The sequence below is a fragment of the Massilia sp. P2_C2 genome (assembly GCF_056404615.1).
The window spans coordinates 1-10,790 of record NZ_JBFUDR010000224.1 but is presented as its reverse complement, the minus strand read 5'-3'; the positions used below and the strand labels follow the sequence as shown (position 1 = coordinate 10,790).

Here is a 10,790-nt window from a genome sequence, read left to right as displayed (position 1 = left end):
CGCGTGGGCTCGGGGAGCCCACCCTACGCGGTACGGCAACGCATAAAAACAATTACGTTGGAGACACGATGAACGCCCCTTTGGACCGCACCCAGCTGGAACCGCACCCGCCGCACGACATCACGCTCGACGACAAATGGACCCTGGAGCGCGGCCGTGCCTTCATGACCGGCACCCAGGCCCTGATCCGCCTGCCGATGCTGCAGCGCGAGCGCGACCTGAAGGCCGGCCTGAACACGGCAGGCTATATCACCGGCTACCGCGGCTCGCCCGTCACCCAGGTCGACCAGACGGCGTGGAAGGCGAAACAACACCTGGAAGCCCACCACGTCCACTTCCACCCGGGCATGAACGAAGACCTGGCGGCGACGGCCGTCTGGGGCACGCAGCAGACCAATCTGTTCCGGGGTGCGAAGTACGACGGCGTGTTCGCCATGTGGTATGGCAAGGGCCCGGGCGTGGACCGCTGCGGCGACGTCTTCAAGCACGGCAATAATGCAGGCTCCGCGCAGCACGGCGGCGTGCTCGTGCTGGCGGGCGACGATCACGCGGCGAAATCGTCGTCGACGGCACACCAGTCCGACCACATCCTGCACCACTGCGGCATCCCGGTGCTGTACCCGTCGTCCGTGCAGGAATACATCGACTACGGCCTGCATGCGTGGGCGATGAGCCGCTACAGCGGCCTGTGGGTGTCGATGAAATGCGTGACCGACATCATCGAATCGGGCGCCGTCGTCGACCTCGACCCGGACCGCGTGCAGACCATCCTGCCGACCGACTTCGAGATGCCGCCGGGTGGCCTGAACATCCGCTGGCCGGACGCCGTGCTGGACCAGGAAGTGCGCATGAACCACTACAAGTGGTACGCCGCGCTGGCCTATGCGCGCGCCAATAAACTCAACCAGATCATCTGGGACAGCCCGCAGCCGAAGATCGGCATCATCACGGCCGGCAAGAGCTATCTCGACACCCGCCAGGCGCTGGCCGACCTGGGCATCGACGAGCAGGCGGCGCGCGACATTGGCCTGCGCCTGTATAAAGTCGGCATGACCTGGCCGCTCGATGCGCCCGGCGTGCAGGACTTTGCGCGCGGCCTGGACGAGATCCTCGTCGTCGAGGAAAAGCGGCAGGTGCTGGAATACGCGCTGAAGGAAGAGCTGTACAACCTGCCGGACGGCGAGCGGCCGCGCGTCGTCGGCAAGTTCGACGACACGGGCGAATGGAGCGTCAAGAGCCGCTCCGGCCAGGGCGACTGGCTGCTGCCGGCGACCTATGAACTGAACCCGGCCCAGGTCGCGCGCGCGATCGCGTCGCGCATCTCGCACTATTGCGCCGGCCACCCGGTCGAGCAACGCGTGAAGGAACGCATCGCCTTCCTGGAAGCGAAGGAGCTGGTGCTCAAGAATATCCCGAAGGCGAATCCGGAAACCGACCGCATCCCGTATTTCTGCTCCGGCTGCCCGCACAACAGCTCGACCAAGGTGCCGGAAGGTTCGCGCGCGCTGGCCGGCATCGGCTGCCACTACATGGTGCTGTGGATGGACCGCGAGACGTCCACCTTCACCCAGATGGGCGGAGAGGGCGTCACGTGGATCGGCCAGGCGCCGTTCACGGACGAGAAGCACGTCTTTGCCAATCTCGGCGACGGCACGTACTACCACTCGGGCGTGCTGGCGATCCGGGCGTCGGTCGCGGCCAGGGTCAACATCACGTACAAGATCCTCTACAACGACGCCGTCGCGATGACGGGTGGCCAGATGGTCGACGGCCCGCTCGACCCCGCGAAGATCAGCCGCCAGCTGGCGGCCGAGGGCGTGAAGCCGATCATCGTCGTCACCGACGAGCCGGACAAGTACCCGGCCGATTATCCGTGGGCCGAAGGCGTCACCGTGCGCCACCGCGCCGAACTGATGGACGTGCAGCGCGAACTGCGCGAGATGCCGGGCGTCTCGGCGATGATCTACGACCAGACCTGCGCCTCCGAAAAACGCCGGCGCCGCAAGAAGGGTGCGTATCCCGATCCGGCCAGGCGCGCCGTGATCAACGAAGCCGTGTGCGAAGGCTGCGGCGACTGCTCGAAGCAGTCGAACTGCCTGTCGGTCGAACCGCTGGAGACGGAACTGGGCCGCAAGCGCCAGATCAACCAGTCCTCGTGCAACAAGGATTTTTCGTGCGTCACCGGGTTCTGCCCAAGCTTCGTCACGGTCGAAGGCGGCGGTTTGAAAAAGCCCAGGAAGGCTGCCACGGCCGAAGCGACGCCGCCCTCGCTGCCGCTGCCGCCCATCCCGTCGACGGCCACGCCGTTCGGCATCCTCGTCACCGGCATCGGCGGCACGGGGGTCGTGACGGTCGGCCAGATCCTCGCGATGGCCGCGCACGTGGAGAACAAGGGCGCCCTCGTGCTGGACATGAGCGGTCTTGCGCAGAAGGGCGGCCCCGTGATGTCGCACGTGCGCCTGGCCGATCGCCAGGCCGACCTGCACTCGACGCGCGTCGGCACGGGCAATGCGGACCTCGTGATCGGCTGCGACCAGATCGTGACCGCTAGCCGCGACGCGCTATCGCGCATGGGCGAGGGCCGCACGTGGGCCGCCGTGAACGCGACCGGCGCCACCACCGCCGCGTTCATCCGTAACCCCGACTGGCAATTCCCGGCCGAGGGTTCGCGCGGCGCCATCGTGCAGGCGTGCGGGGAGGGCAACGTCGATTTCGTCGACGCCGGCCACATCGCCACCACGCTGATGGGCGACGCCATCGCCACCAATATGTTCATGCTGGGCTATGCGTTCCAGAAGGGGCACGTGCCGTTGCAGGAAGCGTCGATCATGAAGGCGATCGAGTTGAACGGCGTCTCGGTCGGCTTCAACAAGGCCGCATTCAACTGGGGCCGCACGGCCGCGCACGACCTGCCGTCCGTGCTCAAGCTGACCACGCCCGCCAGGGTCGTGGAATTCAGGCGCACGCCGGCGCTCGACGATCTCGTCAGGCGCCGCGTCGAATTGCTGACCGCCTACCAGGATGCCGCGTATGCGCAGCAGTACAAGGCGTTCGTGGACCGGGTCCGCGTCGCGGAAGACAAGCTGGGCAAGGCGACACGCCTGACGGAGGCCGTCGCGCGCTACCTGCACAAGCTGATGGCCTACAAGGACGAGTACGAGGTCGCGCGCCTGTACACGGATCCGGCGTTCATGGCGAAGATCGACGGCATGTTCGAAGGCGACGTCAAGCTGAAGTTCCACCTGGCGCCGCCGCTGCTGGCGAAGAAGGACAAGGACGGCCACCTGATCAAGCAGGAATTYGGTCCGTGGATGATGAAGGCGTTCAGTGTGCTGGCAAGGCTGAAAGGCCTGCGCGGCACGGCGTTCGATCCGTTCGGCCACACGGCCGAGCGCAGGATGGAGCGCGCCCTGATCCAGGAGTATCGACTCACCATCGACAGTCTGTTGCCGAGGCTGACGGCCGGTAACCTGGCGCAGGCGGTCGCGATCGCGAGCATTCCGGAAGACATCCGCGGCTTCGGCCACGTCAAGGAACGCAACCTGAACGCGGCCATGCGCAAGGAAGCGGAACTGGTGGCCGCATTCCACGCGGGCGACACGGCCCCGCGCGCCGCCTGAACGCGGCCGTGCACGATCGCCTGCCGGGCTGGACGCCGGCAGGCGATGTTTCCAAAAAAATATTGCTCACGTTACATTTGGATATCGTGCTCGCATAAGCGCCGACTATAATCAAATGCATGAGCTCGCCATCCAGCACCCCAGTCCTCACTCCTTCGATCCGCCTGTTCGCAAGCGCCTTCGCGGTGCTGCTGACATTGTCCGCGTGTGGCGGCGGCGGCGGAGGTTCCTCCACCAGTGCATCGTCTCCGGTCGCGACCACCCCCGGATCGCCGACGACGCCGAGCCCGGATCCGATCCCGGCCGACTACATGAGTTACCAGAACCTGTGCGCCGCGCCGCGCACGGGCGTCGATGCCGAGGGTGTGCCGTTCCCGGACCGCCAGGGCACGCTGCAGGACGAAATGAAATTCCTGCGAGGCTGGACCGACGCCACGTATCTCTGGTACAACGAAATCCCTGCGACCGTCCGCATGGCGGACTTCACGAACACGCTCGATTATTTCGAGGCGCTCAAGACGCCCTACGAGACCGCATCGAAAAAGCCCAAGGACCGTTTCCATTTCACCTACTCGACGGCGGAATGGGATGCGCTCACGAATGAGAGCCAGGACACGGGCTATGGCGTCACCTGGTCGGTGAATTCCACGACGGCCCCGCGCACCTGGCTGGCAGCGATCGTCGAGCCGGGTTCGCCGGCCGCCACGGCCGGCATCCAGCGCGGCGACATGTTGACGGGCATCGACGGCATCGATTTCGTCAACACCACCGACGATGCGCAGATCGACAAGCTGAATGCCGGCCTGTTGCCGGCCACTGCGGGCGAGCACCACACGTTCACCGTGCGCCGCGGCGCCGGCTCGCTCGACGTTGCGCTGACGTCGGCGGTCGTCACGACGACGCCCGTGAAAAACGTCAAGGTGATGGACACCCCGACCGGCAAGGTAGGTTACCTGAGCTTCGAAGACCATAACGTCGTCTCCGAACAGCAGCTGATCAATGCGTTCGCGAGCCTGAAGAGCCAGGGCGCGACGGATCTCGTGCTCGACATGCGCTACAACGGCGGCGGCCTGCTGTACGTCGCCAGCGAACTCGCCTACATGATCGCGGGGCCAGGCGTGGCCGGCAGGACGTTCGACCGTCCGGTCTACAACGACAAGACGACGCCCGGCACCGCCGTCCCGTTCTTCAATACGGCCTACGGCTTCAGCGCGCCGCGTGGCAGCACCTTGCCTTACCTGGGTCTGAATCGCGTGACCTTGCTGACGTCGTCCGACACGTGCTCGGCCAGCGAAGCCGTGATCAACGGCCTGCGCGGCGTGGATGTCCAGGTCGACCTCATCGGCGGCCAGACCTGCGGCAAGCCCTATGGCTTCACGCCGATGGACAACTGCGGCACGACGTATTTCACGATCCAGTTCCAGGGCGTGAACGCGAAAGGCTTCGGCGATTACGCGGACGGCTTCGCACCGACCTGCACCGTGGCCGACGACATGGCACACGCGCTGGGCGACCCGGCCGAGGGCATGCTGGCGGCCGCACTGTCCTACCGCGCCAGCAACACGTGCCCGGCGGCGACGGCGGCGCTCGTGACCTCGGTGCCGAGGCATCTCGCGCGGGCGCAGGTGAAGAAGATCGCGATCTATCCCAGAATGCAGGCGCGTTGACGTGACGCGTGAGCCCATCCCGGGCCGCCGGTCCGGGATGGGCGGATGAACCTGTTCCGTCCGAACCGTTCCAACCTGGGCACCCGCCCTGTCTTTTCACATGGTCCGCTGCATCTGCGGACCATGCATCCTTGGACCTCTTCCAGTTGATTTCGGCGGCGGCACTTGCACGCGGCCTGATCCCGCGCAAGCGCCGTCCATTCCGCTGCAACTGTCCCGCACGGCGCGAGTCTGAACGCATGATCTTCATCGACGGAGGGCTGCCATGGACATGCTCGCGAGTGAAACCGATCGGCGCCCGGACCATCCGCGCCGGCGGGCGCGCAGGCGCGGCGGGGGCTGACCATGGGTGCCACGGCCGTCCCGGCCAGCTGTTGCATCGTGTGCGGCACGGCGGCGCCGGACCGGATCGAGCACCTGCTGCTCAGCCTTGCGACGGCATGCCCGCACCTGCTGGTCTACCTGGTCGACGATGCGCGGCAGCCCAACCTGGCGGCGTTGGCCGGACGCTATGGCGCGCATTACCGCCCGCAGCCCGACTGGCCCGGCGATGCGCGCGCCCACAACCGGGTATTGCGCGAGGCGGCCGGCGCCGGCAGCCAGTTCCACCTGCTGCTCGGCCCGGACATCGGCCTGCCGCTCGACGCGGTGGCCCGGATGATCGCCTACATGGAGCAGCACCCCGACGTCGGCCTGCTGGCGCCGCGCGTGCAGGGCGATGACGGCCGCTTGCAGCCTCTGTGCAGCCTGCTGCCGGGCCCGCTGGAACTGGTGCTGGGGCGCTGTTTTCCGCTGCTGCACCGGTCCAGCGGCAGGCTGGYGCGCTACCAGCTGCATGCGAGCGGCTACAGCCGGGTGATGGACGTACCGGTGCCGCCGGCCTGCTGCCTGCTGATGCGGGTCGAAACGGTGCTGCGCGTGGGCATGTTCGACGAGCGCTTCCTGCAGCGCTTCGACACGGTCGACCTGGCGCGCCGTGCCGCGCGTATCGCGCGCACCGTGTTCGTGCCGCACGTGACCGTCGTGCGCGACGCGCGCCGCGCCGGTGCGCGCGGCTGGCGCGCCGAGGTGGTGTCGTTCTGGCGGCGGAGCGTGTCGGCCTGGCGTTACTTCAATAAATGGGGCTGGCTGCGCGACGCGGAGCGCGGCCGCATCAATGCCCGCGCGCTGCGCCAGCTCGGGCCCGCGAGCCGGCGCGTGGGCGACGCCAGTCCGGCGGAGACCGACGTGGCCGGGTGAGCGAGAACCCGCATTACGAAGAATCGGCCGGCCTGATGGCGGTCAACGACATCCGCGCGCGGCTACAAAAGAAGTAGGCCGCGCGGCCGTCGTGGTCAGAGTGGTTGCAGCGGAATCGTGCCCGCGGTACCGGAAGGTGTGGAGCACGGCTCTTCGTCGAACGCGATGTCGCCGGCCGGATTGGCCACGCCATCGGCTTTCAGTTCCGTGAAGCCGAACATGTCGCGGTCCATCAGGTGCGACGGCACGACGGTCGACAGCGACGAGAAGATGTTTTCCACGCGGCCCGGGTATTTCTTCTCCCAGTCGCGCAGCATGGCCTTGATCTGCTTTCTCTGCAGGTTTTCCTGCGAGCCGCACAGGTCGCACGGGATGATCGGGAACTGTTTCACTTCCGCGTAGCGCTCCGTGTCCGCTTCCTTCACATAGGCCAGCGGGCGGATCACGACGTGCTTGCCGTCATCCGAGACGAGTTTCGGCGGCATGCCCTTGATCTTCGCGCCGAAGAACATGTTCAGGAAAAAGGTTTCGAGGATGTCGTCGCGGTGGTGGCCCAGGGCGATCTTCGTGCAGCCCAGCTCGTCCGCCACGCGGTACAGGATGCCGCGGCGCAGGCGCGAGCACAGCGAGCACGTCGTCTTGCCTTCCGGGATCAGGCGCTTGACGATGCTGTAGGTGTCCTGGTTCTCGATGTGGAACGGGATGCCGAGTTGCGTCAGGTAGGCCGGCAGCACGTCGGCCGGGAAATTCGGCTGTTTCTGGTCGAGGTTGACGGCGACGATGTCGAAGTTGATTGGCGCGCGCTCGCGCAGGGTCATGAGGATGTCCAGCAGCGCATAGCTGTCCTTGCCGCCGGACAGGCAGACCATGACCTTGTCGCCGTCCTCGATCATGTTGAAATCGCCGATCGCCTGGCCGACGAGGCGGCACAGGCGCTTGTGCAGCTTGTTGTTCTCGTAGGCCTGCTTTTCCGCCTTCTTGTCGACGGTGTCAGGTGCCTCGGCCGGACGGGCAATCGCGCCCCGGGCCATCGTCACTTCGTTCATGCTTCATCCTTGATCTGGAATACTTCGACGCCGACGCCTTCGCAGTCGGGATATACGTCGGGCTTCATCGTCGATACGCGGGCGGCGCGCACGTGCGGGTGGGCCAGCATCGCCTTCACGACGTCGTCGCACAGGGTTTCCTGCAGGTGCACGTGACCCTGCGCCATGCGCCGGGCGATCGTCTCGCGCATGAAGTCATAGTCGACCACTTCGTGCAACTGGTCGTCCTTCGGCGTCGACAGGGCGAGCGGGATGTACAGGTCGACATTGATCAGGACGCGTTGCTCGCCCTTCTTTTCGAACTCATGGACACCGATGTTGATCATGACTTCGTAATTGCGCAGGAACAGCCTGCGGCAGTCGCGCAGTTGCGGGTAGAACAGGGCGGACAACATAGGAAACCTTCGAAATAAAAGGAGGGGTTATTCGGTCAAAAACATCACGTCGCGCGCCAGCGGCATCAGGTGCTGGCCGCCGTCGACGAGCAGGGTGGTGCCGGTCAGCGCCCTGGCGTTCGCCGCGTAGCACACGGCGTCGACGATGTCCTGCGGCGTGGACGAGCGCCCCAGCGGCGTGACCTGGTGCGCGCGCTCGAAGCCGTCCGGGCTCTGGTCGCCGGAGACCAGCGTGATGCCGGGCGCGACGCCGACGACGCGCAGTTTCGGCGCCAATGCCTGGGCCAGCATCGTGGTGGCCGTCTGCAATGCCGCCTTGGACAACGTGTACGACAAAAAATCCGGGTTGAGATTGTACAGTTTCTGGTCGAGCAGGTTGATCACGACGGCCTGGCCGCCGTCCGGCACGAGCGCGTGCAGGGCCTGCGCGAGCAGCAGCGGCGCGGCCACGTTGCACTGCATGTGGGCGGCCAGCAGGGCGGGAGAAAACGTGCTCGGCTTGTCGTATTCGAACAACGAAGCGTTGTTGACGATGCAATCCAGTCCGCCCAGCAGGTGCACGGCCTGGCCCGGCAGGGCGTGCACGGCCGCGTCATCTGCCAGGTCGGCGTGCAGCGCGACGGCGCGCCGGCCCAGGGCGCGGATCGCCGCCACGACCTCGTCGGCGTCCGCCGCCGACTGGCGGTAGTGCACGGCGACGTCCCAGCCGGCTTCCGCCAGGCCGAGCGCGATGGCGCGGCCGATGCGCCGTCCGGCGCCGGTGACGAGGGCCACGCGCGCGCGGCTGGCGGCGGCGTCGGTTGGATTATGATGTGAGTCTAGCTGTATCATCGTGAATGCATGCCGCGCCGGCGGGCCGGCCGTGCGTTTGTTGGTCCCTGCCGATTCTCGCTACAATGGCCGGATGTCCCTACCTCTTCCCTCCAGCGACGCGCTGGCCGCGTCCCACGCCTTGCAGCGCATGATCGCTGCCGAGATCGCCGACCAGGGCGGCGCCATCCCGTTTTCGCGTTTCATGGAACTGGCCCTGTACGCGCCGAATCTCGGCTATTACAGCGGCGGTGCGGCCAAGCTGGGCCGCGATGGCGATTTCACCACCTCGCCCGAGATCAGCCCGCTGTTCGGCGCCACGCTGGCGCGCGCGGCCGCCGCTATTATGGCCCAAAGTGGCCCCAACATCATCGAATTCGGCGCCGGTACCGGTAAACTCGCGGTTGACGTGCTGACGACGCTGGCCGAACTTGGCGTGCGCGTCGACAGTTATACGATCATCGAACTGTCGGGCGAGCTGCGCGCGCGCCAGCAKGAGGCACTGAAGGATTTCCCGCAGGTGCGCTGGATGAACGGGTTTCCCGACGCGTTCCACGGCGTCGTCCTCGCCAACGAGGTGCTCGATGCGATGCCGGTCGAGCTGGTCGTGCGCGACGGCGGCCGCTGGCAGCGCCAGATGGTGACGGTCGACGCCGGCCATTTTGCCTTCGCGCCGGCCCTGGCAGATGCCGCCCTGCTGGAGCAGATCGAACGCCAGATTGAAAGCCAAATCGCTGAAGGCGACGCCCTGCAGGACGGTTATCTCACCGAAGTACACCCCATCGCGTGCGGCTTCATGCGCTCGCTGGCGCAGATGTTTGAAAAGGGCAAGGGCGCCGCGATCCTGATCGATTACGGTTTCCCCGCCCACGAATACTATTTCGACGAACGCAYGAGCGGCACGCTGATGTGTCATTACCGCCACCATGCGCATCCGGATCCCTTCTACCTGCCGGGCCTGCAGGACATCACGGCGCACGTCGATTTCACGGCGATGGCGCTGGCGGCCCATGGCGCCGGACTGGACGTGCTCGGCTATATGAGCCAGGCCGCCTTCCTGCTGGCGTCCGGCATCGGCGAACTGCTGTTGCGCACGGATCCGGAAGACGCGCTGCGCTACCTGCCGCAATCGAAGGCGGTGCAAAAGCTCGTGTCGCCGGCTGAAATGGGGGAATTGTTCAAGGTACTCATCGTCGGCAGGGATGTCGTGGCCGAGCCGGCCATCGAACGCGCGGACCGCAGCCACAAGTTGTGATACTGACATCTTGCGCGGTGGACACAAACCCGGCTATGCTGTAATGCCGTCCATACGGCAGGGGGCCCCTGTGCCTCTGCCGTCATGGGCTCAATCGGCTAGTATTAGAATAGCAGCGGCGCCCGTGCAACCTGACTCCGACCATGGCCAAGATCCATACCCATTATGACAACCTGAAGGTGTCGCGCCATGCCCCGCAGGAAGTCATTCGTGCGGCCTACAAGGCCCTGAGTCAGAAATACCATCCCGACAAGAACCCGGGCGACGAACGCGCGGCGCGCATCATGGCCATCGTCAACACGGCCTATAACATCCTGTCCGATCCCGTCCGGCGCAAGGAGCACGACGACTGGATCGCGTCGGAAGAGTGGGAAGTCGAGTGGCTGGAGAGCACGCATGGCGACGAGGGCCGCGACAAGGCGAGAGGCGACCAGCACTGGGAGCCGCGCCAGGTCGAGAAGCCGTCGCGCTGGCGCGCGTTGCGCGATCCGCGCTGGTGGGGCCTGATGCTGGCCGCGTTCGCGGGCGGCGGCGCGCTGACCCTCGTATTGCTCGATCCGCCGAAATTCCTGCCGAGCGCACTGGCCTGGACTGGCTGGGCCCCGTCCGCCGCCACCGCACCAGTGACGGCACCAGTCACGGCACCGGCTGCCGCGCCAGCCAGCGCGCCCGCGGCGGCGTCCGCCTCCGCTGCCGCATCGGCCCAGAACACGGCGCCGGAGGCGCCCGGCAGCGATGCCGGCGCCGACGGCTGGGCG

At 66.4% G+C, this 10,790-nt stretch carries 8 protein-coding genes; 5 read left to right on the top strand and 3 right to left on the bottom strand.

Annotated elements, in window-relative coordinates:
- Nucleotides 1-68: 68 nt before the first annotated feature.
- The 3 genes from AC1DYX_RS22005 to AC1DYX_RS21995 all read left to right on the top strand — a co-directional run bounded on the left by AC1DYX_RS22005 (nt 69) and on the right by AC1DYX_RS21995 (nt 6,526).
- Nucleotides 69-3,620 (top strand): indolepyruvate ferredoxin oxidoreductase family protein, encoded by a 3,552-nt coding sequence (locus AC1DYX_RS22005; protein WP_477262781.1) that lies wholly within the window; start codon nt 69-71, stop codon nt 3,618-3,620.
- A gap of 119 nt (nt 3,621-3,739) precedes the next feature.
- Nucleotides 3,740-5,287: a S41 family peptidase gene (locus tag AC1DYX_RS22000; protein ID WP_477262779.1), complete on the top strand. Its 1,548-nt coding sequence runs from the start codon at nt 3,740-3,742 to the stop codon at nt 5,285-5,287.
- 345 nt (nt 5,288-5,632) lie between these two features.
- Nucleotides 5,633-6,526, top strand: coding sequence for a glycosyltransferase family protein (locus tag AC1DYX_RS21995; RefSeq protein WP_477262777.1), 894 nt, complete (start codon nt 5,633-5,635; stop codon nt 6,524-6,526).
- 95 nt (nt 6,527-6,621) lie between these two features.
- On the opposite strand, the gene ttcA is transcribed toward AC1DYX_RS21995, so the two are convergent.
- From ttcA to AC1DYX_RS21980, 3 genes are read right to left on the bottom strand one after another with little or no spacing between them, the layout of a single operon-like run.
- A complete protein-coding gene (gene ttcA / locus AC1DYX_RS21990) occupies nt 6,622-7,557 on the bottom strand; it encodes a tRNA 2-thiocytidine(32) synthetase TtcA (protein ID WP_477262783.1) in 936 nt (311 codons plus the stop codon).
- Between the two features lie 11 nt (nt 7,558-7,568).
- Nucleotides 7,569-7,967, bottom strand: a complete 399-nt coding sequence (locus tag AC1DYX_RS21985; RefSeq protein ID WP_477262775.1) for a dihydroneopterin aldolase — start codon at nt 7,965-7,967, stop codon at nt 7,569-7,571.
- A 27-nt stretch (nt 7,968-7,994) separates the two neighbouring features.
- Nucleotides 7,995-8,798 (bottom strand): SDR family oxidoreductase, encoded by an 804-nt coding sequence (locus AC1DYX_RS21980; protein ID WP_477262773.1) that lies wholly within the window; start codon nt 8,796-8,798, stop codon nt 7,995-7,997.
- Between the two features lie 73 nt (nt 8,799-8,871).
- Here AC1DYX_RS21980 and AC1DYX_RS21975 point away from each other — a divergent pair, with 73 nt between their 5' ends.
- A complete protein-coding gene (locus AC1DYX_RS21975) occupies nt 8,872-10,032 on the top strand; it encodes a class I SAM-dependent methyltransferase (protein ID WP_477262771.1) in 1,161 nt (386 codons plus the stop codon).
- 143 nt (nt 10,033-10,175) lie between these two features.
- On the top strand, nt 10,176-10,790 hold a 615-nt coding region (locus AC1DYX_RS21970; protein WP_477262769.1), incomplete at its 3' end, for a J domain-containing protein.